This is a genomic window from Pseudomonas sp. RIT-PI-r, from assembly GCF_001297015.1.
GTDB lineage: Bacteria > Pseudomonadota > Gammaproteobacteria > Pseudomonadales > Pseudomonadaceae > Aquipseudomonas.
Genome location: NZ_LIGE01000037.1, coordinates 56,095 through 80,843, shown reverse-complemented (window position 1 = coordinate 80,843; position 24,749 = coordinate 56,095). Strand labels below are relative to the sequence as shown.

28 protein-coding genes and 1 tRNA gene are annotated in these 24,749 nt (G+C 57.4%); 23 read left to right on the top strand and 6 right to left on the bottom strand.

The window, feature by feature from the left end:
* The first annotated feature begins 67 nt into the window (after positions 1–67).
* Both AK821_RS22570 and AK821_RS22565 read left to right on the top strand, forming a co-directional pair.
* The gene (locus AK821_RS22570; RefSeq protein WP_064391796.1) at positions 68–553 is read left to right on the top strand and encodes a YajQ family cyclic di-GMP-binding protein; all 486 of its coding nucleotides are present in this window, start codon (positions 68–70) and stop codon (positions 551–553) included.
* 138 nt (positions 554–691) lie between these two features.
* On the top strand, positions 692–1,534 hold the full coding sequence (locus AK821_RS22565; protein WP_064391795.1) for a mechanosensitive ion channel family protein: 843 nt from the start codon (positions 692–694) through the stop codon (positions 1,532–1,534).
* A gap of 118 nt (positions 1,535–1,652) precedes the next feature.
* Here AK821_RS22565 and AK821_RS22560 read toward each other — a convergent pair whose 3' ends face one another.
* A complete protein-coding gene (locus AK821_RS22560; RefSeq protein ID WP_064391793.1) occupies positions 1,653–3,002 on the bottom strand; it encodes an OprD family porin in 1,350 nt (449 codons plus the stop codon).
* Positions 3,003–3,901: 899 nt separating this feature from the next.
* On the opposite strand from AK821_RS22560, the gene AK821_RS22555 reads away from it, so the two are divergent.
* Positions 3,902–4,327, top strand: a complete 426-nt coding sequence (locus tag AK821_RS22555) for an HIT domain-containing protein (RefSeq protein ID WP_064391792.1) — start codon at positions 3,902–3,904, stop codon at positions 4,325–4,327.
* Positions 4,328–4,330: 3 nt separating this feature from the next.
* Complete coding sequence (locus AK821_RS22550) at positions 4,331–4,537, top strand: SlyX family protein (protein WP_064391789.1); 207 nt, start codon at positions 4,331–4,333, stop codon at positions 4,535–4,537.
* A gap of 66 nt (positions 4,538–4,603) precedes the next feature.
* Here the strand turns inward: AK821_RS22550 and AK821_RS31200 are convergent, their stop codons facing one another.
* On the bottom strand, positions 4,604–5,206 hold the full coding sequence (locus tag AK821_RS31200) for a cold-shock protein (RefSeq protein WP_064391787.1): 603 nt from the start codon (positions 5,204–5,206) through the stop codon (positions 4,604–4,606).
* 312 nt (positions 5,207–5,518) lie between these two features.
* On the opposite strand from AK821_RS31200, the gene AK821_RS22540 reads away from it, so the two are divergent.
* The 19 genes from AK821_RS22540 to nadA all read left to right on the top strand — a co-directional run bounded on the left by AK821_RS22540 (position 5,519) and on the right by nadA (position 20,577).
* Positions 5,519–5,989, top strand: coding sequence for a Dps family protein (locus AK821_RS22540; protein ID WP_053123088.1), 471 nt, complete (start codon positions 5,519–5,521; stop codon positions 5,987–5,989).
* A gap of 188 nt (positions 5,990–6,177) precedes the next feature.
* Positions 6,178–6,513 carry a ribbon-helix-helix domain-containing protein gene (locus tag AK821_RS22535; protein WP_064391785.1) on the top strand — a complete coding sequence of 112 codons (336 nt, stop codon included), beginning with the start codon at positions 6,178–6,180 and terminating at the stop codon, positions 6,511–6,513.
* 129 nt (positions 6,514–6,642) lie between these two features.
* Entirely contained in the window at positions 6,643–6,864 is a 222-nt protein-coding gene (locus tag AK821_RS22530) for an FmdB family zinc ribbon protein (protein WP_007912741.1), read from the top strand.
* Positions 6,865–6,964: 100 nt separating this feature from the next.
* The gene (gene aspS, locus AK821_RS22525) at positions 6,965–8,740 is read left to right on the top strand and encodes an aspartate--tRNA ligase (RefSeq protein ID WP_064391781.1); all 1,776 of its coding nucleotides are present in this window, start codon (positions 6,965–6,967) and stop codon (positions 8,738–8,740) included.
* Positions 8,741–8,868: 128 nt separating this feature from the next.
* On the top strand, positions 8,869–9,615 hold the full coding sequence (locus tag AK821_RS22520) for a YebC/PmpR family DNA-binding transcriptional regulator (RefSeq protein WP_016983823.1): 747 nt from the start codon (positions 8,869–8,871) through the stop codon (positions 9,613–9,615).
* Positions 9,616–9,773: 158 nt separating this feature from the next.
* Positions 9,774–10,301 carry a crossover junction endodeoxyribonuclease RuvC gene (ruvC, locus tag AK821_RS22515; RefSeq protein ID WP_025112787.1) on the top strand — a complete coding sequence of 176 codons (528 nt, stop codon included), beginning with the start codon at positions 9,774–9,776 and terminating at the stop codon, positions 10,299–10,301.
* A gap of 115 nt (positions 10,302–10,416) precedes the next feature.
* A complete protein-coding gene (gene ruvA / locus AK821_RS22510; RefSeq protein WP_064391779.1) occupies positions 10,417–11,025 on the top strand; it encodes a Holliday junction branch migration protein RuvA in 609 nt (202 codons plus the stop codon).
* Positions 11,026–12,087, top strand: a complete 1,062-nt coding sequence (gene ruvB, locus AK821_RS22505) for a Holliday junction branch migration DNA helicase RuvB (RefSeq protein WP_064391777.1) — start codon at positions 11,026–11,028, stop codon at positions 12,085–12,087.
* Between the two features lie 127 nt (positions 12,088–12,214).
* Entirely contained in the window at positions 12,215–12,682 is a 468-nt protein-coding gene (ybgC, locus tag AK821_RS22500; protein WP_064391775.1) for a tol-pal system-associated acyl-CoA thioesterase, read from the top strand.
* A complete protein-coding gene (gene tolQ / locus AK821_RS22495) occupies positions 12,672–13,367 on the top strand; it encodes a protein TolQ (protein WP_008080223.1) in 696 nt (231 codons plus the stop codon). The genes ybgC and tolQ overlap by 11 nt, the downstream gene beginning before the upstream one ends.
* 23 nt (positions 13,368–13,390) lie before the next feature.
* Positions 13,391–13,843: a protein TolR gene (gene tolR / locus AK821_RS22490; RefSeq protein ID WP_161806672.1), complete on the top strand. Its 453-nt coding sequence runs from the start codon at positions 13,391–13,393 to the stop codon at positions 13,841–13,843.
* Positions 13,843–14,907 (top strand): cell envelope integrity protein TolA, encoded by a 1,065-nt coding sequence (tolA, locus tag AK821_RS22485; protein ID WP_064391773.1) that lies wholly within the window; start codon positions 13,843–13,845, stop codon positions 14,905–14,907. The genes tolR and tolA overlap by 1 nt, the downstream gene beginning before the upstream one ends.
* The gene (tolB, locus tag AK821_RS22480) at positions 14,904–16,205 is read left to right on the top strand and encodes a Tol-Pal system beta propeller repeat protein TolB (RefSeq protein WP_064391771.1); all 1,302 of its coding nucleotides are present in this window, start codon (positions 14,904–14,906) and stop codon (positions 16,203–16,205) included. The genes tolA and tolB overlap by 4 nt, the downstream gene beginning before the upstream one ends.
* 52 nt (positions 16,206–16,257) lie before the next feature.
* Positions 16,258–16,755, top strand: coding sequence for a peptidoglycan-associated lipoprotein Pal (gene pal, locus AK821_RS22475; protein ID WP_003178634.1), 498 nt, complete (start codon positions 16,258–16,260; stop codon positions 16,753–16,755).
* A gap of 6 nt (positions 16,756–16,761) precedes the next feature.
* Entirely contained in the window at positions 16,762–17,601 is an 840-nt protein-coding gene (ybgF, locus tag AK821_RS22470; protein WP_064391770.1) for a tol-pal system protein YbgF, read from the top strand.
* 166 nt (positions 17,602–17,767) lie between these two features.
* Positions 17,768–18,415: a 7-carboxy-7-deazaguanine synthase QueE gene (gene queE / locus AK821_RS22465; RefSeq protein WP_008080230.1), complete on the top strand. Its 648-nt coding sequence runs from the start codon at positions 17,768–17,770 to the stop codon at positions 18,413–18,415.
* 1 nt (position 18,416) lies between these two features.
* Positions 18,417–19,109 carry a 7-cyano-7-deazaguanine synthase QueC gene (queC, locus tag AK821_RS22460; RefSeq protein WP_064391768.1) on the top strand — a complete coding sequence of 231 codons (693 nt, stop codon included), beginning with the start codon at positions 18,417–18,419 and terminating at the stop codon, positions 19,107–19,109.
* A gap of 62 nt (positions 19,110–19,171) precedes the next feature.
* Positions 19,172–19,247: transfer RNA gene (locus tag AK821_RS22455), tRNA-Lys, on the top strand.
* Positions 19,248–19,518: 271 nt separating this feature from the next.
* Positions 19,519–20,577, top strand: coding sequence for a quinolinate synthase NadA (nadA, locus tag AK821_RS22450; protein ID WP_064391766.1), 1,059 nt, complete (start codon positions 19,519–19,521; stop codon positions 20,575–20,577).
* 135 nt (positions 20,578–20,712) lie between these two features.
* On the opposite strand, the gene AK821_RS22445 is transcribed toward nadA, so the two are convergent.
* The 4 genes from AK821_RS22445 to AK821_RS22430 form a co-directional block, all read right to left on the bottom strand.
* Positions 20,713–21,201, bottom strand: a complete 489-nt coding sequence (locus AK821_RS22445) for an RDD family protein (protein ID WP_064391764.1) — start codon at positions 21,199–21,201, stop codon at positions 20,713–20,715.
* 96 nt (positions 21,202–21,297) lie between these two features.
* On the bottom strand, positions 21,298–21,510 hold the full coding sequence (locus tag AK821_RS22440) for a cold-shock protein (protein WP_003227496.1): 213 nt from the start codon (positions 21,508–21,510) through the stop codon (positions 21,298–21,300).
* A 404-nt stretch (positions 21,511–21,914) separates the two neighbouring features.
* On the bottom strand, positions 21,915–23,039 hold the full coding sequence (gcvT, locus tag AK821_RS22435) for a glycine cleavage system aminomethyltransferase GcvT (protein ID WP_064391761.1): 1,125 nt from the start codon (positions 23,037–23,039) through the stop codon (positions 21,915–21,917).
* A gap of 167 nt (positions 23,040–23,206) precedes the next feature.
* A complete protein-coding gene (locus AK821_RS22430; RefSeq protein WP_064391759.1) occupies positions 23,207–24,583 on the bottom strand; it encodes an L-serine ammonia-lyase in 1,377 nt (458 codons plus the stop codon).
* Between the last annotated feature and the right edge of the window lie 166 nt (positions 24,584–24,749).

Here is a 24,749-nt window from a genome sequence, read left to right as displayed (position 1 = left end):
CCGATTTTAACCGCAAGCCAAGCGCGCTCCATCCACATCGAGCGCGCCTTTTTATTGGAGAGATTACATGCCGTCGTTCGACGTGGTATCCGAACTGGACAAACACGAACTCACCAACGCGGTCGAGAACGCCGTGAAGGAACTCGATCGTCGTTATGACCTGAAAGGCAAAGGCAGCTTCGAGTTCAAGGAAAAGGACCTGACCGTGAGCCTGACCGCTGAAGCCGGGTTCCAGCTCGAAGCGATGATCGAAATCCTCAAGCTGGCGCTGGTCAAGCGCAAGATCGACGTGCAGTGCCTTGAGGTCAAGGACGCTTACGCTTCGGGCAAGCTGATGAAGCAGGATGCCCTGCTCAAGGAAGGCATCGACAAAGAGCTGGCGAAGAAGATCGTCGGCCACATCAAGGACGCCAAGCTCAAGGTCCAGGCTGCCATTCAAGGCGAGCAGGTTCGTGTGACCGGCAAGAAGCGTGATGACCTGCAGGAAGCCATCGCTGCACTGCGTGCCAAGGAATTCGGCATGCCGCTACAGTTCAACAACTTCCGCGACTAAGCTTTCCGGTCGGGGGAACCTCTCGGCGTTTTCAGCGTCCGAGGCCCAAGCAGCGGCAGAAACGATTGAGCCCAGCAGGTTCGGTCTTTCTGCCGTTTATTTTTTAAGCCCGGGTAGCCGGAAATCAGGAGATAGAACATGGATTTGAATGCTGAGGTGGACAACCTGGTCAAGGCGTCCCAGGCGTGGATCCCGATGATCATGGAGTATGGCAGTCGTGTGCTGCTGGCGGTGATTACCCTGGCCATCGGTTGGTGGCTGATCAACAAGGTCACACAGAAACTCGGTGGTCTGTTGGCCCTGCGCAATGCCGATCTGGCGCTGCAAGGCTTCATCAGCAGCCTGGCCAACATCATTCTCAAAGTGCTGCTGATTGTCAGCGTTGCTTCGATGATCGGTGTCGAGACCACCTCCTTTGTGGCTGCCATCGGTGCTGCCGGTCTGGCCATCGGTCTGGCATTGCAGGGCAGCCTGGCGAACTTCGCTGGCGGCGTGTTGATTCTGCTGTTCCGTCCATTCCGTATCGGTGACTGGATCGAAGCGCAAGGCGTGTCGGGTACGGTCGACAGCATCCAGATTTTCCACACCGTGCTGCGTACTGGCGACAACAAGACCATCATCGTGCCTAACGGTAATCTGTCGAACGGCATCATCACCAACACCAATCGTCAGCCGACCCGTAAGGTCGTGTTCGATGTCGGTGTCGATTACGAAGCCGATCTGCAGAAGGCCCGTCAGGTTCTGCTGGATCTGGCCAAGGATGATCGCGTATTGCAGGATCCGGCACCCCAGGCCGTCATTTCGACTTTGGGCGACAGCTCGATCACTGTTTCCCTGCGTGTGTGGGTTAAAACCGCAGACTATTGGGATGTAATGTTCATGTTTAACGAACAGTCGCGTGATCGTTTAAAGACTGCCGGTATTGATATTCCTTTTCCACAGCGCGTGATTCGCGTGGTGCAGGAGTCGGCAACACAATGATAGGTTGCTAATTAATTGCCTGACTTATCGGTCAGGCAGTTAATTGAAGTCACAGGCAATAAAAAAGGCCCATCCGAAGATGGGCCTTTTTTTATGCTTCCAAACTAACCACTGACAATTACAAGATGTTCAGTGGGTATTCGGTGATCAGGCGGAACTCTTTGACGTCGCCTTCGCCCTGGTCGGCGTTGGCAGTGTGCCAGGCCTGACGAATGCGGAAGGACAGATCTTTCGCCGGGCCAGACTGCACAACATATTTGGCTTCGAAGTTGGTTTCGTGGTGTTTGCCATCTTCACCGTACAGGCCGGCGTAAGCGCTGCCAGCCGGGGTGTTGGTACCGTCGATGTCCCAACCTTTAACGTAACGAACCATGAAGCTCAGGCCTGGAACGCCGTACTCGGCCATTTTCAGGTCGTAACGGGCTTGCACGGATTTCTCGCCAGGACCGTTGAAGTCAGAGTACTGGATGGAGTTGGCGAGGAAGATCGAGTCGCCACCACGGTTGTTTTTACCCACACCGATGTAGTCGAACGGGGTGTCGCCGTTGACCTTCTGGAAACCCAGGGTGAAGGTATGAGCCTTCAGGAACGACAGTGCAGTTGCCAGGGAGAAGGTCGTGTTGCTGATGTCACCTGCCTCCTTGTCACCGGTGTCGGTGGTGCGGTAGATGTTGAAATCAGTGTTCAGCGAGGTGTCGCCACCGAACGGGGTGGTCAGGTTCACGTTCGCGTAGTACTGGTTCCAGATATCTTCCAGCTTGGCACCGTAGAGCGATGCGCTCAGGTTTTCGGTGATGCCGTACTTGCCGCCGAAGTAATCGATCGTGTTGGCTTCCACGCCCGCATAGTTGGCGTACAGGCCGCCATCACGTGCGTTTTTGTCCTGGCTGGAGCCGGAGTAGAAGTGACCGGCTTCGAGGTCAAGGTCTTTGACTTCGCTGCTCTGCAACTGGAAGCCAGTGGCGGTTTGCGGCAGGATGCGGGAACCGCCTACAGCGAACACTGGAGAAGTGCTTGGCTGCATGTCGCCGAATTTCAGTTCGGTTTTGGAAACGCGGAATTTGATCGACGCGCCGGCTTTGCCCTGGCTGTCGTTAACGTCGCGGGCACCGTTGTTCGGGTTAACGGTGTCGCTACGGCTCATGTTGCCTGAACCGGAAGTACCATCACCGCCATCCAGTTTCAAGGCCAGGTAACCGTATGCATCGATACCTACGCCAACAGTACCTTGGGTGTAACCGGAGGTGAAGTTACCGAGGAAGCCCTGAGTCCAGTCTTTCTGGTCGTTGCCGCCGTTCTTGTTGTCGCGGTTGAAGTAGTAGTTCTTCAACGTCTCGGTGAGTGTCGCGTCCTCAACAAAGCCTTTGGCTTCTGCCTGGTCACTTACAAACGGGGCGGCCGTAGCCAACTGAGAACTGGCGGCTGCAGCAACTGCCAGTGCGATCATGCTCCACTTCATCACGCGCATCGTGATTTGCTCCTTTGGTTTTAGAAGAGTACTGCCGTCCCACCTGTTTTATTATCTGGGCGGCTCTTTCTTTTTGTGTCGGCGCAAACTTATATCACGCCGACAATGTTGGCGATACTTGCTATTCCAACCTTTCAGCTTCTTTACGACGTTGTCGCAAATGGCGTGGTGGATGTCGCAAATTCACAGTACCGACGCAGCCGGACTGACAACTTTCTCGCTGTTTATGGGCCTTTTTGCATCGGTAAAAAAGAGTCCCTGGCAAAACACTTGAATCTCCATCGGGCAACCCTGCCACTGTTCTTATGGGGCTTAAGGCATCCACTTCCAGTGGTGCGCTTATAGTCCATATGGGTACGAATGCAACAAGCGTGCACAAACCGCATTTCTGTTGCGGTTATTTTTTTGATCACTCGCCTGTGCCTGTAAAAGCCTCATGAATACTGGGCGCCAAGCCCCTTTTTATCAGGGCTTGACGCCATTCTTGCTATGGTGTTGCCGCGCCGAAGATCGCGCGTGACAACCAAAAACGTTACCGGTTCACCCCGTCAGTGAGTATTCGGCGGATGCCCGACGCAGTGAGCGTAGACGCGCTGTGCGGTTTTGGTGCAAAAAATTTTACAGCTGTCCAGTATTCATACACTTCGCGCGGGGCGCTAAAAAGAACGCGAGCCGCAATATCGGTCATTTCTTCGGTTTTTCAGCCAGCGCCGGTTCCGTAGTGGTGCGCGCGGCAGATAAATGCCATATCTCGGGGCGTCGACAGCACAAGGGTATCGGCACTGGCAACCGTGAAGGCTGCTTCATTCGCAGGTATGCTGCCGTCCTGTCGCTTGGTGCGCCGCCGAAATGGATGGCCCGCTAAGCTGAATAATGTAGATCAGCCGGGAGTGCGCGCAGTGTTTGCTTTAGATCCACGACTTCAACAGGACACCCTGGTCATCGGCGATTTCCCGCTCAGTCGACTGCTGCTGTCCAACGATGCCAACTATCCTTGGTTCATCCTGGTGCCTCGTCGCGACGATATCAGCGAGTTGTTTCAGTTGGATGTCGTCGACCAGCAGCAACTGTGGCAAGAAACCACTGCGCTGGCCGAGTTGCTCAAGGATTTGTTCGATGCTGACAAAATGAATGTCGCGACCCTGGGTAATGTCGTCAGTCAGTTGCACATGCATGTGATCGTGCGCAAACGCGAAGACGCGGCCTGGCCTGCGCCGGTGTGGGGCAAAGTAGCGGCCAAGCCGTACAGTGACGAGCAGGTCGCCGCGATTCGCGAACGGTTGCGTGCGGTCCTGACCGAGCATTTCACCTTTGTGGAGGGCTGAGTCATGAGTCTGGAAGATCGCGTGACAGATCTGGAAAGCCGTCTGGCGTTTCAGGATGACACCATTCAGGCATTGAACGACGTGCTGGTCGCCCAGCAGCGCGTGGTCGAGCGCCTGCAGTTGCAGATGGCGGCGTTGCTCAAGCGCCAGGAAGAGATGGTCGGCCAGTTCGGCTCTTTCGAGGAAGATGCACCGCCGCCGCATTACTGAGTCTTTTCTTCAGGCATAAAAAAACCGCGAACAGCCAGGCTGCTCGCGGTTTTTTTAAGCCTGGAATCAGCGACGCGGCAATGCGGCGATGACGTCCTCGGCTTGCAGGCCTTTGTCCCGGTTCATCACCGAGAACTCAACGCGCTGGCCTTCGACCAGAACGCGATGGCCCTCGCCACGGATCGCACGAAAGTGCACGAAAATATCATCGCCGGAATCCCGGGAGATAAAGCCGAAGCCTTTGGAGGTGTTGAACCACTTGACGGTACCGGTATCGCGGTTGGTCATGTCATAGCTGGTTGGCGCGGTAGCCGGTGACGAACGATAAAAGCTGACAGCCAGGTGCAGGATGACGGCGACCAGAGCGATGACCAGGCTGAACAGCACGGCTGGCTGGCCGGCGATGACAGGCATTGGAGCGATCAGGGTCAAGGTTTGCAGGACGACAGTCAGCACCAGAAGTGCGCTGACCAGATTTTGCAGATGCTGGCGCGGGCCTTTGTTCCAGTAAGGAATCACTGGAGCGATGACCAGGTTCAGCAGGCCGAAAAAGGCCAGGTAAAGTGCATCGGGTTGTTGCAGGTAGGGAACGGCTTCGGATTTCAAGCTGGGTATGAACGACAGCAGCAATGCCGCTGCGCCCATTAGCAGGTGGACGATTTTCAACATTTTGATTGGCTCACGTTATGACGGCTCACAAGGAAGAGCTGAAGGTGGACGGTTCGCTTCGGAACAAAAATAAGAGGCGGTAGACACGTACACAGCATCAGCCTATGCGCAACGCCCCGGAAAATGGGGCATGGCGACACACTGCCTATTTAACAGCAAAGCCTGCGGCTACTCAAATCAGCCCGGCCAGTGGCATCGATGCGGTCGATTTGTCGCAGTGTGTAGGGCCGATCAGGGCTGCGGGGCGGTGTCAGGCTTGCTAGAGTGGGGTGGCACCTGCTGGATAAATTCAATCGCCGTTAGGGGGTAAGCATGGCAATCGATATCGGTATCAGTGAAGAAGACCGCAAGTCCATCGTCGAAGGGCTGTCCCGTCTGCTGTCGGACACCTATGTGCTGTATCTGAAAACCCATAACTTCCACTGGAACGTCACCGGTCCGATGTTTCGTACGCTGCACCTGATGTTCGAAGAGCAATACAACGAATTGGCACTGGCCGTGGACTCGATCGCCGAACGTATTCGGGCCTTGGGGTTTCCGGCGCCGGGCGCTTACGCGACCTATGCGCGTCTTTCTTCTATCAAGGAGGAGGAGGGTGTGCCGAGTGCCGAAGACATGATCAAACAACTGGTTGCCGGTCAGGAAGCGGTGACGCGTACCGCGCGCGGTATCTTTCCGTTGCTGGACAAAGTCAGCGACGAACCCACCGCCGACCTGCTGACCCAGCGCATGCAGGTGCACGAGAAGACCGCGTGGATGCTGCGAGCACTGCTGGAAGGGTGATCAGCGCGAGGCGCGGGTGTTTGTGGAGGGCCAATACCCGCGTGCTTCCGAAGTCTTACTTTTGATGTCGGCTTATCCTACGCAGATGGGCAAATAGTCATCTGGATATAACTTTGCGTCTGCGCTTTTATGAGGGCACAGGATGTTGTCTTTATAAATAGCAGCGATGACAAGGGAGTGTCAGCGATATGGTCGATGGAGACAGGCAAACCGAATGCTTCGGTTCACGGCAAGAGGGAAAGGTCGATCCGCTGGTCAGCGAGTTCGACATTGCATTGATTCAGCCATTGTCCAGGTCTGTGCGCCTGAATGGTTTTGCCACTTGCCTGAGGCTCGAACAGGTCTACTGGAACATCCTTGGGCGCATGGCCGAGGATTGCGGTTGTTCGATCAGTACGTTGCTGTCCCATGTGGATCGGCAAGTGCACTTGCGCCACGGTGGGGTAAAAAACTTCAGCGGTCTGGTACGGGTGGTCTGCGTGATGAATGGCCTCAAGGAAGTCCCGCAGGCCATTACGCTCTGACGGGCAGTTGAAATGACGTCGCGGCTTGTGCTGTCTTCCGGCTGCACAGGCCGCATTTAATGGATATAATCCCGCTCTTTCGCCGCAAAGCCCTGCACGCGGTGGCAATCTGATCGCCGAGACACCCCCATGCCGATGTACGATTACCAATGTGCTTCCTGTGGTCATCAGTTGGAAGCCATTCAAAAGATCAGCGAGGCACCGTTGGTCGACTGCCCTGCCTGCCAGGCACCGGAGCTCAAGAAACAGCTGTCCATGCCTGGCTTTCGCCTCAGTGGCGGTGGTTGGTACGAGACCGATTTCAAGACCGGCGCCAAGAAGAATCTGGCCGGTGGCGACAAATCTGACTAGGGTTCAAACCCAGGTTGAACGAACACGCGTGAGATTCCGGGTCGCTTCTGAGCGCCGGGATCTCCACCGAATATCGAATGACGAGAAGCGAACCATTATCATGATGCGCAGCCACTATTGCGGCCAACTGAACGAAAGCCTGGAAGGCCAGGAAATTACCCTTTGCGGATGGGTTCACCGTCGCCGCGACCACGGCGGGGTGATTTTCCTCGATATCCGTGATCGTGACGGTCTGGCCCAAGTGGTATTCGATCCGGATCGCGCCGAGAGCTTCGCCGCCGCCGATCGCGTGCGCAGCGAATACGTCGTGAAGATCACCGGCAAGGTACGTCTGCGTCCGGCCGGTGCGACCAACGCCAACATGGCATCCGGCATGATCGAAGTGCTGGGTTACGAACTGGAAGTGCTGAACGAGTCGGAAACCCCGCCGTTCCCGCTGAACGAGTTCTCCGACGTCGGCGAAGAAACCCGTCTGCGCTATCGCTTCCTCGACCTGCGTCGTCCGGAAATGGCCGAGAAGCTGCGTCTGCGTTCGCGCATGACCACCAGCATCCGTCGCTTCCTCGACGAGAACGGCTTCCTCGATGTCGAAACGCCGATCCTGACCCGTGCCACCCCTGAAGGTGCGCGTGACTATCTGGTGCCGAGCCGTACTCACGCCGGTTCGTTCTTCGCCCTGCCGCAATCGCCGCAGCTGTTCAAGCAACTGCTGATGGTCGCCGGTTTCGACCGTTACTACCAGATCGCCAAGTGCTTCCGCGACGAAGACCTGCGCGCTGACCGTCAGCCAGAATTCACCCAGATCGACATCGAGACCAGCTTCCTCGATGAAAAAGAGATCATGGGCCTGACCGAAGAAATGATCCGCAACCTGTTCAAGGAAGTGCTGGGTCTGGAATTCGGCGATTTCCCGCACATGACCTTCGAAGAAGCCATGCGCCGTTACGGTTCCGACAAGCCAGACCTGCGTAACCCGCTGGAACTGGTCGACGTTGCCGATCAACTGAAAGAAGTCGATTTCAAAGTGTTCAGCGGCCCGGCCAACGATCCGAAATGCCGTATCGCCGCACTGCGCGTTCCAGGCGGGGCGAGCATGCCGCGCAAGCAGATTGACGACTACACCAAGTTCGTCGGCATCTACGGTGCCAAGGGCCTGGCGTACATCAAGGTCAACGAGCGCGCTGCCGGTGTTGAAGGTCTGCAATCGCCGATCGTGAAGAACATTCCGCTGGAAAACCTCAACGCCATCCTCGATCGCGTGGGTGCTGTTGACGGCGACATCGTGTTCTTCGGCGCCGACAAGGCCAAGATCGTCAGCGAAGCCTTGGGCGCACTGCGCATCAAGCTCGGTCACGACCTCAAGCTGCTGACCTGCGAGTGGGCGCCAATGTGGGTCGTCGACTTCCCGATGTTCGAAGAAAACGACGATGGCAGCTTCTCCGCGTTGCACCACCCGTTCACCGCACCGAAGTGCACGCCGCAAGAGCTTGAAGCCAACCCGGCTGGCGCTCTGTCCCGCGCGTACGACATGGTGCTGAACGGCACCGAACTGGGTGGCGGTTCGATCCGTATTCACCGCAAAGAGATGCAACAGTCGGTCTTCCGTCTGCTGGGCATCAACGAAGCGGAACAGGAAGAGAAGTTCGGCTTCCTGCTCGACGCCCTGAAGTACGGTGCACCGCCACACGGTGGTCTGGCTTTCGGTCTCGACCGTCTGGTGATGCTGATGACCGGCGCCCAGTCGATCCGTGAAGTGATCGCTTTCCCGAAAACCCAGAGTGCTGCCGACGTGATGACGCAAGCGCCGGGTGTGGTGGATGCCAAGGCACTGCGCGAATTGCACATTCGTTTGCGCGAAACGCCAAAGGCTGAGTAAGACGAGCCTGAAGGCGCATCTTCGGATGCGCCTTTTTTCTATCTATAGAGAGCAGGTCGAGATTTTTTGTGTGCTGGCCGCTGCATGAGCAGGGCGAGCAACGTTTCAAAGAGAATTCGGAGCGAGTTATGGCAGGTCATTCCAAGTGGGCGAACATCAAGCACCGCAAAGAACGTCAGGATGCCAAAAGAGGCAAGATCTTCACCAAGTGGATCCGTGAACTGACTGTTGCGGCCCGTCAGGGTGGCGGTGATCCGGGCTCCAACCCGCGTCTGCGTCTGGCGCTGGATAAAGCGCTGAGCGCGAACATGAGCCGCGACATCATCGACCGCGCCGTGGCGCGCGGTGCTGGTGCGACCGAAGCGGACAACGTTGAAGAGTTGACTTACGAAGGCTACGGCCCGGGCGGTGTAGCGGTGTTGGTCGAGTGCATGACCGACAACCGCAACCGCACCGCCGCAGCCGTGCGTCACGCGTTCAGCAAGTGCGGTGGCAACCTCGGCACCGACGGTTCGGTGGCATACCTCTTCGAGCGCAAAGGCCAGATCAGCTTCGCGCCGGGCGTTGATGAAGACGCGCTGACCGAAGCGGCGCTGGAAGCCGATGCCGATGACGTGGTCGCTCACGAAGACGGTTCGATCGACGTGTTCACCTCGTTCACCAGTTTCTATGCGGTGCGTAACGCGCTGGAAGCAGCCGGGTTCAAGGGCGATGACGCGGAAATCGTCATGCAGCCGACCACCAGCGCCGAGCTGGATCTGGAAGGCGCGGAGAAGGTGCTCAAGCTGATCGACATGCTTGAGGATCTGGATGACGTGCAGAACGTCTACTCCAACGCGGATATTCCGGAAGACGTGGCCGCTCAGCTCGGTTAAGAGCGGCTACGATTCAATGTGGGAGCGAGCCTGCTCGCGAAGGCGGATTTTCAGGCAACATCGTTGCCGTTGATGAAACCGCTTTCGCGAGCAGGCTCGCTCCCACATTTGTTATGGGTTGATTTGAAAATCGTGCTTTTACCGAATCTGCAGGCGTTATGACTTTAATTCTTGGTATCGACCCCGGTTCGCGTATCACCGGTTACGGGATTGTTCGCGATACCGGGCGTGGTGGCTGCATTTATGTCGCTTCGGGCTGCATCCGCACCGGCGCGGGCGAATTGCACGAGCGTCTGCAAATCGTCTATCGCGGCGTACGCGAGATCATCCAGACCTACGGCCCGGTGACGATGGGCATCGAAAAGGTGTTCATGGCGAAAAACGCCGATTCGGCGCTGAAACTCGGGCAGGCTCGCGGTGCAGCGATTGTCGCTGGCGCTGAAGAATGCCTGGAGATCGCCGAGTACACGGCCACTCAGGTCAAACAGGCGGTTGTTGGCACAGGCGCCGCCAATAAAGAACAAGTGCAGATGATGGTCATGCACATGCTCAAGCTGACCGCCAAACCGCAAATCGATGCCTCGGATGCATTGGCCATCGCCATTTGCCATGCGCATACCCGCTCCAGTCTGCTGCCGCACGGCTTGGGAGCGGCACGCAGTCGTGGCGGGCGCCTGCGTCTCTGATAGCATCAGCATCAATTTTCCTGAAAGCGGATGTTTGCGCCTGGGTCGTCGGCCCGACAATCTGCCTTTCGACAGTCGCCAGCCCATGGCTGGCCAATGCTCAAGGATCTGAAACGTGATTGGACGCTTGCGCGGCACTCTGGCTGAGAAACAGCCGCCGCACCTGATTCTGGATGTAAACGGCCTCGGGTATGAGCTGGAAGTGCCCATGACCACGCTTTATCGCCTGCCGTCGGTCGGTGAACCGCTGACCCTGCACACCCATTTGGTCGTACGTGAAGACGCCCAGTTACTCTATGGTTTCGCTGGCAAGCGTGAGCGAGACTTTTTTCGCGAGTTGATCCGTCTCAATGGTGTCGGGCCAAAATTGGCGCTGGCGCTGATGTCGAGCCTGGAGGTCGATGAGCTGATCCGTTGCGTGCAATCCCAGGACACTTCGGCCCTGACCAAGGTCCCGGGCGTTGGCAAAAAACCCGCTGAGCGCCTGTTGGTCGAACGGAAAGATCGCTTCAAGGCCTGGGAAACTTCGCCAGCGATGTTTGCTCTTGTGCCGAATCAGCCAGACGGCCCGGCGCCGGTCAACACCGCCGAGAACGATGCAGTCAGCGCGCTGATTTCCCTCGGCTACAAGCCGCAGGAAGCGAGCAAGGCTATTACCGCCATCAAGGACAAGAATTTGAGCAGTGAAGATCTGATCCGCCGCGCCCTGAAGGGAATGATTTAAGTGATTGAAGCTGATCGTCTGATCGCCGCCGCGCATAGCCCGCGCGAGCGCGAAGAAGTCCAGGATCGAGCCATCCGCCCGGTCAGCCTGGCTGACTACATTGGCCAGCCGACCGTGCGCGAGCAGATGGAACTGTTTATCCAGGCTGCCCGTGGCCGTAGCGAATCCCTCGACCATACGCTGATCTTCGGTCCGCCGGGTCTGGGCAAGACCACACTGGCCAACATCATCGCCCAGGAAATGGGCGTGTCGATCAAGAGCACGTCCGGGCCGGTGCTGGAGCGTCCGGGTGATCTGGCGGCGCTGCTGACCAACCTGGAACCGCACGATGTGCTGTTCATCGACGAAATCCATCGTCTGTCGCCGATCGTTGAAGAAGTGCTGTATCCGGCCATGGAGGACTTCCAGCTCGACATCATGATCGGTGAAGGGCCGGCCGCGCGTTCGATCAAGCTCGATCTGCCGCCGTTCACCCTCGTGGGTGCGACCACTCGCGCTGGCATGCTGACCAATCCGCTCCGTGACCGTTTCGGTATCGTCCAGCGTCTTGAGTTCTACAGCACAGCTGATCTGGCGACGATTGTCAGTCGATCCGCAGCCATTCTCGGTCTGCCGCTGGATCCCGAAGGTTCGTTCGAAATCGCACGGCGCGCCCGCGGCACGCCGCGGATCGCCAACCGTCTGCTGCGACGGGTGCGCGACTTTGCCGAAGTTCGTGCCAAGGGCCACATCACCAAAGCGGTGGCGGATCTGGCGCTGAACCTGCTCGACGTCGATGAGCATGGCTTTGATCATCAGGACCGGCGTCTGCTGCTGACCATGATCGAGAAGTTCGATGGCGGACCGGTCGGCATCGACAGTCTGGCGGCGGCGATCAGCGAAGAGCGTCATACCATTGAGGACGTGCTGGAGCCGTACCTGATTCAGCAGGGTTACATCATGCGCACGCCGCGGGGCCGGGTAGTGACACGGCATGCGTATCTGCATTTCGGATTAAACATTCCGTCACGAATGGGCGAGATGCCCGTGGTAGACGAGTTTCTCGATGCCGTGGACGATTAATACACATTTGTTGTCGATTTATTCAGGGTTTGTATGGTCAGAGGACGGTACTTTTGCAGTAAAGCCTCGAAACCATGAAAAACAGTTGCCTGGCCGGATTGGCAACCTGAGGAGTAAGCACTAGAGTATGCGCGCGCAAAACGGGCTTGAGCCGTTCGCACATCGTTGTCGCGTTTATTACGAGGACACCGATGCGGGCGGCATCGTGTATTACGTTAATTACCTCAAGTTTATGGAACGGGCTCGAACCGAGCGGCTCCGCGAACTGGGCTTTGCCCAATCGCAGCTGGCAGGAGAGGACCTGTTGTTCGTCGTGCATTCCAGCGAAGCGCGTTATCACGCGCCGGCGCGACTGGACGACGAACTGCTGGTAAGCGCTGAAGTAATCGAATTGAACCGGGTCAGCCTGCGCTTCAAACAGCAGGTCAGGCGGGCAACGGATAATGTGCTGCTCTGTGAGGGGCAGTTTTTGGTGGCCTGTGTGCGCACTAACAGTTTGAAACCCCGGGCCCTTCCCGAAGACTTGCGTGCGGCCTTCGCCGACGCGGTCGGCCCGGGTACACACTCAAAGCAGGAGATAAAGCGTGGAAGCTAACGTCGTCGACCATTCCTCCATGTGGAGCCTGGTCAGCAATGCCAGCATCGTGGTGCAGTTGGTAATGTTGACCCTGGTGGCCGCATCGGTGACCTCATGGATCATGATCTTTCAGCGCAGCAATCTGCTGCGTGCCGGTCGACGCGCCCTGGAGAGCTTCGAAGAGCGCTTCTGGTCGGGTATCGACCTGTCCAAGCTGTACCGTCAAGCGGGCAGCAACCCGGATCCTGATTCGGGTGTGGAACAGATTTTCCGTGCCGGTTTCAAAGAGTTCTCGCGTCTGCGTCAGCAGCCTGGTGTCGATCCTGAAGCAGTGATGGAAGGTGTGGCCCGGGCCATGCGCGTCGCCATCTCCCGCGAAGAAGAGAAGCTGGAGCAGAGCCTGCCGTTCCTCGCCACTGTCGGTTCGGTCAGCCCGTACATCGGCCTGTTCGGTACTGTGTGGGGCATCATGAACTCCTTCCGCGGTCTGGCCAGCGCCCAGCAAGCGACCCTGGCCACCGTGGCCCCGGGTATCGCCGAAGCCCTGATCGCCACCGCGATCGGTCTGTTCGCTGCGATCCCTGCGGTTATCGCTTACAACCGTTTCGCCGCTCGCAGTGAAACCTTGCTGGGCCGCTACTACACCTTCGCCGATGAATTCCAGGCGATCCTGCACCGCAAAGTGCACACCAGCGAAGAATAAGCAGGTAATTTCCAATGGCTTTAATCGCTCGAGCTCGCAAAAAGCGCAAGCCGGTCGCCGAAATGAACGTAGTGCCTTACATCGACGTGATGCTGGTACTGCTGGTCATTTTCATGGTGACCGCGCCGATGCTCAATCAGGGCGTGAAAGTTGATCTGCCCAAGGTTTCCAGCGAAGCCTTGCCGCAGGACAACAACACTCAGGTCCTGACCATTTCGATCAAGGCTGACAAGACCTATTACTGGAACCTTGGCAGCGAAGTCGATACCGAGAAGCAACAGGACAGGGCGATGACCCTGCCACAGATGACTGATGCGGTGACCAAGATCATTCGCGCCGGCACCGAAGGCGGCAAGCGTACCCAGGTCTTTATCCGCGGTGACAAGACCGTCGACTACGGTTCGGTCATGGGCGCCATGGGCGGGTTGCAGAAAGCCGGGGTCGGTAACGTTGGTCTGATCACCGAGGCCCCCTGATGCAGCAACAGAGAGAGCCGTCCGCCTCGGAAAGCTTCTTCTGGCCTAGTGTCTGGGCGATCGTCTTGCACGTGCTGGTATTCGGCATGCTGTTCGTCAGTTTCGCCTTCACACCGGAGCTGCCGCCGGCCAAGCCGATTGTCCAGGCGACCCTGTACCAGCTGAAATCGAAAAGTCAGGCAACCACCCAGACCAATCAGAAGATTGCGGGTGAGGCGAAGAAATCCGCCGCGCGCCAGACCGAAGTCGAGCAGATGGAACAGAAAAAGGTCGAGCAGGAAGCGGTGAAAGCTGCGGAACAAAAGAAAGAAGAAGCGGCTCAAAAGGCCGAGGAAGCCAAGAAGGCCGATGAGGCTAAAAAAGCGGACGAAGCGAAAAAGGCCGATGACGCCAAAAAAGCCGACGACGCGAAGAAAGCCGAAGCCAAGAAGGCCGAAGAGAAACAATTGGCTGATATAGCCAAGAAGAAAGCCGAAGAAGAGGCCAAAGAAGAGGCCAAGAAAGAGGCCGCTGAAGAAGCCAAGAAGAAAATCGTCGAAGACGCGAAGAAGAAAGCCGCCGAAGACGCCAAGAAAAAAGCTGAAGCTGAAGAGGCGAAGAAGAAAATCGCCGAAGATGCGAAGAAGAAAGCTGCTGCCGATGCTGCGAAGAAGAAAGCGCAGGATGCGGCGCGCAAGTCTGTAGAAGAGAAGAAAGCGCAGGCTCTGGCTGACTTGCTTTCCGACAAGACCGAGCGTCAGCAGGCTATGGCGGATGAAGTGGGTGATGAAACCGCAGGTAACTTCGATGATCTGATTCGTTCACGGGCATCGGAAGGTTGGGCGCAGCCGCCATCGGCCCGTAAGGGCATGAAGGTGGTCCTGCAAATCAACATGCTGCCTGACGGGACGATCTCCGGTGTTTCGGTGGCTAATTCCAGCGGCGACGTGCCTTTCGACAGTTCTGCAGTCGCGGCAGTAAAAAATATTGGTCGGTTGACCGAAATGCAGGGTTTGAAGCCAGCTGATTTCGCTCCCTACCGTTCATTCAAGATGACATTCACACCTGAGGATCTAGCCTTGTGAGAAACCTTCTTCGAGGATTGCTCGTCGTCATGGTCTGCTTTGCAGGCCTGGCTACAGCGGACGAAAAAAATATCCTGGTCAGCAGTGGCAGCTCCCAAGCGACTCCAATTGCCGTAGTGCCATTTGGTGTTCAGGGCGGTGCGGTGCTGCCGGACGACATCGCTGAAATCATTGGTAACGATTTGCGTAACTCGGGTTATTACGCGCCGATTCCAAAGCAGAACATGATCAGTCAGCCAAGCCAGCCGAGCGAAATCATCTTCCGTGACTGGAAGGCGGTAAATGCTCAATTCATCATGGTTGGCAGCATTGCCCCCGCAGGTGGCCGCCTGCAGGTGCAATGGGCACTGTTCAACGTTGCCACCGAGCAGAAAGTAGCTGACGGCAATGTTTCCGGTACGCCAGAGCAACTGCGTGACATGGCGCACTTCATCTCCGATCAGTCGTTCCAGAAGCTGACCGGTATCGAGGGTGCGTTTTCGACTCGCCTGCTGTATGTGACGGCTGAACGCTTCTCCGAGAAGAATACCCGTTACACCCTGCAGCGCTCGGACTATGACGGCGCTCGCGCCGTGACTTTGCTGCAATCACGTGAGCCGATCCTGTCGCCACGCTTTGCACCGGATGGCAAGCGCATCGCCTACGTGTCGTTCGAGCAGAAGCGTCCGCGTATCTTCATGCAGAATATCGACACTGGTCGCCGTGAGCAGATCACCAACTTCGAAGGCCTGAACGGCGCGCCAGCCTGGTCGCCGAACGGCGATCGCCTGGCGTTCGTACTGTCCAAAGACGGTAACCCGGACATCTACGTGATGAACCTGGCTTCGCGCCAGATCACCCGTGTGACCGCCGGTCCCGGCATCAACACCGAGCCGTACTGGGGCAAGGATGGTTCGACCATCTACTTCACCTCGGACCGTGGCGGCAAGCCGCAGATCTACAAAACCAGCGCCAGTGGCGGTGGTGCCGAACGTGTGACGTTTGTGGGCAACTACAACGCCAACCCGAAACTGTCGGCGGATGAAAAGACTTTGGTGATGATCCATCGTCAGGATGGCTTCACCAATTTCAAGGTGGCAGCCCAGGATTTGCAGCGAGGTAGTGTAAAGATCCTCACTGATAGCACTCTGGACGAGTCACCTACTGTTGCGCCCAACGGCACCATGGTAATCTACGCCACCCGCCAACAGGGCCGGGGAGTCTTGATGCTCGTGTCCATTAATGGACGCGTTAGGCTCCCGCTTCCTACCGCTCAAGGCGAAGTCAGAGAACCGTCCTGGTCCCCTTACCTGAAGTGAGCGGGCGCTACACGTTTTACTTAACACACTGGGGTTCATTAGGAGTTTCACGATGGAAATGCTGAAGTTTGGTAAATTTGCTGCGCTGGCTCTGGCCATGGCTGTAGCTGTAGGTTGCTCGTCCAAAGGCGGCGACAACGCCGGTGAAGGCGCTGTTGATCCAAACGCTGGTTACGGCGCAAACACTGGTGCCGTTGACGGTTCCCTGAGCGAAGAAGCTGCTCTGCGCGCAATCACCACCTTCTACTTCGAATACGACAGCTCGGACCTGAAGCCAGAAGCCATGCGCGCTCTGGACGTTCACGCCAAAGACCTGAAAGCAAACGGCGCTCGCGTTGTTCTGGAAGGCAACACCGACGAACGTGGTACTCGTGAGTACAACATGGCACTGGGCGAGCGTCGTGCGAAAGCCGTTCAGCGCTACCTGGTACTGCAAGGTGTTTCCCCAGCTCAGCTGGAACTGGTTTCCTACGGCGAAGAGCGTCCAGTTGCTACCGGCAACGACGAGCAGTCCTGGGCTCAAAACCGTCGCGTCGAACTGCGTAAGTAATTCGATATGCGAACGTGCCGTCGTGCTGTAACTGTTCTGGCTCTCAGCCTCGCGCCGCTTGCGGCGTGGGCTGCGGTTCCTGTGGTCGATGACAACTCCGGTTATAACAATAGCGGGAGCAGTTATCCGCCTGCAGGTTACGGTACGAACGGCGCCTATGCCGGGGGAGCGGCTTCGGCCCCTGCCTCGGCACAAGGCATGCTGTTCAACCAATTGCAACAGATGCAGGATCAGATTTCGCGCCAGCAAGGCGTGATTGAAGAACTGCAAAATCAGGTTGCGCGCATGAAGCAGGAATCCCTGGAGCGATACCAGGATCTTGATCGGCGCATAGGATCCGGCGTTACACCTGCCGCGACTCCCGAGAATTCTTCTGCCGGTGGCGACGCAAGCGCTGCTGCCGGTGCTGCCGCTGGTGCAGGGGCTGCTGCAGCAACCCAGGCTCCGGCTGCGGGTAGCGAACCGGCTGATCCGGCCAAGGAAAAGCTGTATTACGATGCCGCTTTCGACCTGATCAAAGCCAAGGATTTCGACAAGGCCAGCCAGGCTTTTGCCGCTTTCCTGCGCAAATACCCGAACAGCCAATACGCGGGCAACGCCCAGTACTGGTTGGGCGAAGTGAACCTGGCCAAGGGCGATCTGCAAGGTGCAGGTCAGGCTTTTGCCAAGGTTTCGCAGCTGTATCCCAAGCACGCCAAAGTGCCGGATTCGCTGTACAAGCTGGCTGACGTAGAGCGCCGCCTCGGTCATACCGATAAGGTCAAAGGCATTCTTCAGCAGGTGGTGGCCCAATATCCGGGTACCTCTGCCGCTCAGCTGGCTCAACGCGATCTGCAACGCATGTAAGGTCGTGTTACCCGTTTAGAAGAAACCCGCGCTTGTCGCGGGTTTTTTCGTTAGAATTCACGCCCTTTTTCTGAAACACGCTTCTTGCGGTCTGCGCGTTGGCGGGATTGCCTGAAGTGCCTGACGGAGGCGGACAGCCTGTTTAGCTGTTACGCCCGTGGCGACTATGCAAGACACATTGAGAATCACCGAAGTTTTCTACTCTTTGCAGGGGGAAACGCGGACTGCCGGGCTGCCCACTGTTTTTGTGCGCCTGACCGGTTGCCCTTTGCGTTGCCAATACTGCGACAGCGCCTATGCCTTCAGTGGCGGCACCGTGCGGACCCTCGACGACATCCTCGAGCAAGTGGCCGGATTTCGTCCGCGCTATGTCTGCGTCACCGGCGGTGAGCCGCTGGCTCAGCCGAACGCCATTCCTTTGCTCAAACAGTTGTGTGATGCCGGTTACGAGGTCTCGCTGGAAACCAGCGGCGCCCTCGACGTCTCGGCGGTCGATCCGCGCGTCAGTCGCGTTGTCGACCTGAAAACGCCGGGTTCGAAAGAAGCCCATCGCAACCGTTACGAGAACATCGAACTGCTGACTCCCAACGATCAGGTGAAATTTGTCATCTGCTCGCGGGAAGACTATGACTGGGCGGTATCGAAGCTGATCCAGTACGGGCTTGATCGACGTGCGGGTGAAGTGCTGTTCTCCCCAAGTCATCATGACCTCAATGCCAGGGATCTGGCGGATTGGGTGGTGGCAGACAACTTGCCAGTGCGGTTGCAACTGCAACTGCATAAATATCTATGGAATGATGAGCCGGGGCGCTGATATGACTGAACAACTGAACACCAACGAAAAACGTGCGGTAATCCTGCTGTCTGGAGGTCTTGACTCGGCCACCGTCGTGGCAATGGCCCGTGCTGAAGGCTACGCCTGCTACACCATGAGCTTCGACTACGGTCAGCGCTCCCACGCCGAACTGCATGCGGCTGCACGCGTCGCTCGCGACCTGGGCGTGGTCGAGCACAAAGTGATCGGCCTGAACCTCAACGGCATGGGCGGCTCGGCCCTGACCGACACCAGCATCGACATTCCCGAAGAACTCGGTGAAGGCATTCCGGTGACTTACGTGCCGGCGCGCAATACCGTGTTCCTGTCGCTGGCGCTGGGTTGGGCAGAAGTGCTCGGCGCGCGCGACATCTTTATTGGTGTGAACGCAGTCGATTATTCCGGTTACCCGGATTGCCGTCCCGAGTTCATCGAGTCGTTCGAGCGCATGGCCAATCTGGCGACCAAGGCCGGTGTTGAAGGCAACGGCTTCCGCATTCAGGCGCCGTTGCAGAACCTGAGCAAGGCGCAGATCGTTCAGGCGGGCGTGAAGCTCGGCGTTGATTATGGCCTCACTGTTTCCTGCTATCAGGCCGACGATGACGGCCGTGCGTGCGCCAAATGCGACAGCTGCCGCCTGCGCGCAGAAGGCTTCGCGGCCGCTGGTGTGGACGACCCAACACCTTATTTTTGATTATTTTCAAAAAGGTGTTGAATAGTCCTTAAAAATCAGTATTATACGCGCCACCACACAGCGGGTCGTTAGCTCAGTTGGTAGAGCAGTTGGCTTTTAACCAATTGGTCGTAGGTTCGAATCCCACACGACCCACCATATTTGGCGGTTTAGAAAATCCGGAAGGCCCACGAAAGTGAGGATTTCCGGGTTTTTTTTTGCCTGCATTTCCGCTATGCGTTAATTCAATACCCGCAGCGCTGACGCAGGTCAGAATCATCTTTTGTATCAACGGGATATTCTGTAGCCTTGCGCAGCTTCAATGCTGTCCGTGCCTGATAATACTCACTCTCCCGGCGGTACCCTCTAGCGGTCCGGAGCCGGGTGTATACTCGACTTTCGCGCGAAAGCGCCTGCAGGTCTTGCGAACATGACGCAGATTTCCGAACGCCTTCTGGTTCAAGCCCACCTCGACGCCAAACAGCCCAAACCGCTGACCGCTGAGGAAGAGGCTTATTACCGTGCCGCCATCGCCGCCGAGCTCAAGGCTCAGGATGCGGTGCTGGTGGCCCACTTTTATTGCGATCCGGTGATTCAGGCTCTGGCCGAAGAAACCGGCGGTTGCGTATCCGACTCCCTGGAAATGGCCCGCTTCGGCAACGCCCACCCGGCGAAGACTGTGGTGGTTGCCGGCGTGAAGTTCATGGGCGAGACCGCGAAGATTCTCAATCCGGAAAAGCGTGTGCTGATGCCGACCCTCGATGCGACCTGCTCGCTCGACCTGGGTTGCCCGGTCGACGAGTTCTCGGCGTTCTGCGATCAGCACCCGGAGCGCACGGTGGTGGTTTATGCCAACACCTCTGCAGCGGTCAAAGCTCGTGCTGACTGGGTGGTGACATCGAGTTGTGCGCTGGAGATCGTCGAAAGCCTGATGGACAACGGCGAGACAATCATCTGGGGGCCGGACAAGCACCTGGGCACCTACATTCAGCGTAAGACCGGCGCCGACATGCTGCTCTGGGACGGTGCCTGCATCGTTCACGAAGAGTTCAAGTCCAAGCAGCTCGAAGACATGAAAGCGCTGTATCCGGACGCCGCGATTCTGGTGCACCCGGAGTCGCCGACGTCGGTGATCGAACTGGCAGATGCCGTTGGCTCGACCAGTCAGCTGATTGCCGCTGCACAGTCGTTGCCGAACAAGACGCTGATCGTGGCGACCGACCGCGGCATCTTCTACAAGATGCAGCAGTTGTGCCCGGACAAGGTCTTTATCGAGGCGCCAACTGCCGGTAACGGCGCAGCATGCCGCAGTTGCGCGCATTGCCCGTGGATGGCCATGAACACCCTTGAGCGCACGCTCAAGAGCTTGAAGGAAGGCACGAACGAGATCTTTGTGGATCCGGCGTTGATTCCGCAGGCGATCCGTCCATTGAAGCGCATGCTCGACTTTACTCAAGCTGCACGGATGAAACTGGCCGGGAACGCCTAAGCTCTTTCGGGCAACGAATAAAGCTGTAGGAGTGAGCCTGCTCGCGATAGCGGTGTGTCAGATAACAATTATGTTGACTGACACACCGCTATCGCGAGCAGGCTCACTCCTACAGTGGTATTTGGCGTCTGGAAGTTATTTGGTCTTTTTCGGAATTCGCACGAGGCGAGTATCGGAGTAGATGTCATGCCACGTGCGCTTCTGATTGTCGTACAGCGACCAGAAGAACCCCAGCCCGACGCACAACCACGATGCAATCGACACCATGAACCGCAACAGCGCCTGCCACAGGCTGATCGCGGTGCCATTGGCGTTCTGCACGCGAATCCCCCACACTTGCATGCCCAGTGTTTGCCCGCCATGGGTCCAGAACTTGGCAAAGAATGCGAACAGCACCAACAGCAGCACGGTGGAGTAGAGCGGATCGCCGTCGAGCTTGCCGGCATCGGTCATCACTCGTAGACGCTCTTCGCCAATGATCGCTGCCTGAATCAACTTGTAAACGAAACCGGTGACGATCAGCAGCGCGGTACAGAGCAAGAAGTCATAAAACATCGCTGCCAGGCGGCGACCAAGACCAGCGGGAGGAAAATCCCCTTGGGGCGTGAGCAGGTTTTTCGACATGGCAGCCTCTGGACGCAAAGTGAAGCGCCATTTTACGGAATCGCGCGCACAAAAAAGCCCCTGATATCAATATCAGGGGCTTTTTCGTAACAGAAATCAGGCTTCTGCTTGTACTTCGTCAGCCTGCATGCCTTTCTGGCCTTGCACAGCAACGAAGGTCACTTTCTGGCCTTCTTTCAGGCTTTTGAAGCCGTTGCCCTGAATGGCGCGGAAATGCACGAACAGATCCGGACCGCTTTCTGGAGTGATAAAACCAAAACCTTTCTCGTCGTTAAACCACTTGACGGTACCGCTCTGACGTGTGGACATTTCTTATTTCCTTTGACGCATAAATTGATGACAGTCTCTTTCTCATGAAAGAGTACTGGGGCTGGTTGCAGGAGAGTAAGAAGACGTCGAACGGGATGTAGCTAACTTGTAGGCTACTGCCCAGGTCACGATTCCAAGCTGACCCATGCAAACACAGTGGACAAACTCTACGCCAACTACGGGAGAAAAAACAAGCCCTGTGAAGACCCCGGTTTTACTGCGCTTGCTGGCAGTTTGTCAGTCCACTAGTGCAGCCTTAGACGAATCGCTTGTTCAATTGTTTTCGAAGGTTATAAGCAAAGTTCATATTCGAAACGGTTGTTGGAAAATGCACTTTTTTGTGGCGATTGCGTTACACATTAGTGCACGCATTACGCAATCGCGTTACTTATAGAAACAGTCAATCAACCGCGATAGTAGCGTTGTGGAACAAATGGCATTTTGCTTACAAGCATTGGCACCTTTTTCCCACGTACGATGGCCCAAACGGTTGTATTGAGGGTGACATAAGCGCTGTCGAGGTAACCCATTGCCAGCGGACCGCCGAGGGTTGGTCCGAAACCACCGCTGCATACGGTGCCGATGATTTCGCCCGCTTCATTGACGATTTCCGCGCCTTCACGGACTGGGGTGCGTTCTTGCGGCAGTAGCCCGACACGTTTGCGCGCAATCCCATTGTGTTGCTGGGCGAAAATGTTTTCTGCCCCCGGGAAGCCGCCAGCGCGTGCGCCGTCAGCACGGCGGGGCTTGGAAATCGCCCACAGCAGGCTGGCCTCGATCGGCGTGGTTTCTGTGTTCATGTCGTGGCCGTACAGGCACAGGCCGGCTTCCAGGCGCAGCGAGTCGCGGGCACCGAGGCCGATGGCCTGGACTTGCGGTTCAGCCAGCAGAGCGCGAGCCAGTTTTTCGGCATCGGCGGCCGGCACCGAGATTTCGAAACCGTCCTCACCGGTATAGCCCGAACGACTGACGAAGCAATCCACGCCCAGCAGATTCACGCGAGCGAATTGCATAAAGGTCATTTTCGCAACGTCGGGAGCCAGTCGCGCCAGCACGGTAACAGCAGCCGGACCTTGCAGCGCCAGCAGCGCACGTTCTTCGAACAGCGCCGTAATGGTGCATTGATCGCCGATGTATTGTTGCAGGTGAGCCAGATCCTGATCCTTGCACGCGGCGTTGACCACCAGGAACAGTTCGTCGTTGCCGAGGTTGGCGACCATCAGGTCATCGAGAATGCCGCCGGTCTCGTTGGTGAACATCGCGTAACGCTGCATGCCCACCGGCAGGTCGATGATGTCCACCGGCACCAGGGTTTCCAGAGCTTTGGCGGCGTTGGCGCCGGTCAGGCGGATCTGGCCCATGTGCGAGACGTCGAACAGCCCGGCCTGTTCACGGGTGTGCTGGTGTTCTTTCATCACGCCGAGCGGGTATTGCACCGGCATGTCGTAGCCGGCGAACGGCACCATGCGGGCGCCGAGTTCGATGTGCAGAGCGTGCAGCGGGGTTTTCGACAGTTGTTCGGTGGACATGCGTGGCTCCTGAAAGTTTGAGTTGGGGGCAAGAGGCAAGATCAAGATCAAAAGCCCCTCACCCCAGCCCTCTCCCGGAGGGAAGGGAGTTAGGTACGTTTCTCTCCCGGGGGAGAGGGGGGCTAATTACGTTTTTCTCCCTGAGGAAGAGGTGGTCAATTTCGCGATCAGCATTCGATAATGTTGACCGCCAGACCGCCGCGGGCGGTCTCTTTGTATTTGCTTTTCATGTCGGCGCCGGTCTGGCGCATGGTGCGGATGACTTTGTCGAGGGAGACGAAATGCTGGCCGTCGCCGCGCATGGCCATGCGCACCGCGTTGATGGCTTTCACCGAACCCATCGCATTGCGCTCGATGCACGGCACCTGCACCAGCCCGCCAATCGGATCGCAGGTCAGGCCGAGGTTGTGTTCCATGCCGATTTCCGCCGCGTTCTCGACTTGCTGAACACTGCCGCCGAGCACCTCACATAACGCGCCGGCCGCCATCGAACAGGCAACGCCAACTTCACCCTGGCAGCCGACTTCGGCGCCTGAGATCGAGGCGTTCTCCTTGTAGAGAATGCCGATGGCCGCAGCGGTCAGCAGAAACCGCACGACGCCGTCGTCATTCGCGCCGGGGATAAAGCGCATGTAGTAATGCAGCACTGCCGGAATGATCCCGGCCGCGCCGTTGGTTGGCGCGGTGACCACGCGGCCACCGTTGGCGTTTTCTTCATTCACTGCCAAGGCGTACAGGTTGACCCAGTCGAGCACCGACAACGGATCGCGCAATGCTGATTCCGGGTTCTTGCACAACTGCCGGTGCAATGCCGCCGCGCGGCGTTTGACCTTCAAGCCACCGGGCAGAATGCCTTCGTTACGACAACCCGCAGCGACGCAATCCTGCATCACTTGCCAGATGTTCAGCAGGCCAGCGCGGGTTTCCGCCTCAGGGCGCCAGGCGCTTTCGTTGGTCAGCATCACTTGACTGATCGACAGGCCATAAGTGGCGCAGTGACCGAGCAAGTCCTTGGCACTTTTGAACGGGAAGGTCAGCGGTGTGGCGTCTTCGACGATGCGATCGGCACCGGCCGCGTCCTCGTCGACAACAAAGCCACCGCCGACCGAGTAGTACTCGCGGCTGCGGATTTGTATTCCCGCCGCATCAAAGGCGCGAAAGATCATGCCGTTGGGGTGATAGGCCAACGGCTTGCGGATCATTGCCAGATGTTCTTTCTCGTTGAACGCAATGCTGTGTTCACCGAGCAGGTTCAAGCGGCCGTTGCCGCGAATTTCTTGCAGGCGTGCAGCGACGGTTTCGGTATCGACGGTGTCCGGATGTTCGCCTTCGAGGCCGAGCAGCACGGCTTTGTCGCTGCCGTGACCTTTACCGGTGGCACCGAGGGAACCGTAGAGCTCGACGCGAACGCTGGCGGTGGCCGTTAGCAGATTTTCACGGCGTAAACCTTCGGCGAAACGCGCAGCAGCGCGCATCGGGCCGACGGTATGGGAACTGGAAGGGCCGATGCCAATCTTGAACAGGTCGAACACGCTTAACGACATGAGTGGTTCTCCGGTTTCTTGTTATGGGAATTGGCGGAAGTCCGAAATCGGTCGCAGATCCCTTGTGGGAGCGAGCCTGCTCGCGAAAGCGCTGGGTCAGACAACCTTTCATTAACTGACACTACGCTTTCGCGAGCAGGCTCGCTCCCACAGGGGGATCTGTGGT

Coding starts and splice junctions, on each gene's coding strand:
- AK821_RS22570 (WP_064391796.1), top strand. CDS start 68: ATGCCGTCGTTCGACGTGGTATCCGAACTGGACAAACACGAACTCACC.
- AK821_RS22565 (WP_064391795.1), top strand. CDS start 692: ATGGATTTGAATGCTGAGGTGGACAACCTGGTCAAGGCGTCCCAGGCG.
- AK821_RS22560 (WP_064391793.1), bottom strand. CDS start 3,002: ATGCGCGTGATGAAGTGGAGCATGATCGCACTGGCAGTTGCTGCAGCC.
- AK821_RS22550 (WP_064391789.1), top strand. CDS start 4,331: ATGAGTCTGGAAGATCGCGTGACAGATCTGGAAAGCCGTCTGGCGTTT.
- AK821_RS31200 (WP_064391787.1), bottom strand. CDS start 5,206: ATGTTGAAAATCGTCCACCTGCTAATGGGCGCAGCGGCATTGCTGCTG.
- AK821_RS22540 (WP_053123088.1), top strand. CDS start 5,519: ATGGCAATCGATATCGGTATCAGTGAAGAAGACCGCAAGTCCATCGTC.
- AK821_RS22535 (WP_064391785.1), top strand. CDS start 6,178: ATGGTCGATGGAGACAGGCAAACCGAATGCTTCGGTTCACGGCAAGAG.
- AK821_RS22530 (WP_007912741.1), top strand. CDS start 6,643: ATGCCGATGTACGATTACCAATGTGCTTCCTGTGGTCATCAGTTGGAA.
- aspS (WP_064391781.1), top strand. CDS start 6,965: ATGATGCGCAGCCACTATTGCGGCCAACTGAACGAAAGCCTGGAAGGC.
- AK821_RS22520 (WP_016983823.1), top strand. CDS start 8,869: ATGGCAGGTCATTCCAAGTGGGCGAACATCAAGCACCGCAAAGAACGT.
- ruvC (WP_025112787.1), top strand. CDS start 9,774: ATGACTTTAATTCTTGGTATCGACCCCGGTTCGCGTATCACCGGTTAC.
- ybgC (WP_064391775.1), top strand. CDS start 12,215: ATGCGCGCGCAAAACGGGCTTGAGCCGTTCGCACATCGTTGTCGCGTT.
- tolA (WP_064391773.1), top strand. CDS start 13,843: ATGCAGCAACAGAGAGAGCCGTCCGCCTCGGAAAGCTTCTTCTGGCCT.
- pal (WP_003178634.1), top strand. CDS start 16,258: ATGGAAATGCTGAAGTTTGGTAAATTTGCTGCGCTGGCTCTGGCCATG.
- ybgF (WP_064391770.1), top strand. CDS start 16,762: ATGCGAACGTGCCGTCGTGCTGTAACTGTTCTGGCTCTCAGCCTCGCG.
- queE (WP_008080230.1), top strand. CDS start 17,768: ATGCAAGACACATTGAGAATCACCGAAGTTTTCTACTCTTTGCAGGGG.
- queC (WP_064391768.1), top strand. CDS start 18,417: ATGACTGAACAACTGAACACCAACGAAAAACGTGCGGTAATCCTGCTG.
- nadA (WP_064391766.1), top strand. CDS start 19,519: ATGACGCAGATTTCCGAACGCCTTCTGGTTCAAGCCCACCTCGACGCC.
- AK821_RS22445 (WP_064391764.1), bottom strand. CDS start 21,201: ATGTCGAAAAACCTGCTCACGCCCCAAGGGGATTTTCCTCCCGCTGGT.
- AK821_RS22440 (WP_003227496.1), bottom strand. CDS start 21,510: ATGTCCACACGTCAGAGCGGTACCGTCAAGTGGTTTAACGACGAGAAA.
- gcvT (WP_064391761.1), bottom strand. CDS start 23,039: ATGTCCACCGAACAACTGTCGAAAACCCCGCTGCACGCTCTGCACATC.
- AK821_RS22430 (WP_064391759.1), bottom strand. CDS start 24,583: ATGTCGTTAAGCGTGTTCGACCTGTTCAAGATTGGCATCGGCCCTTCC.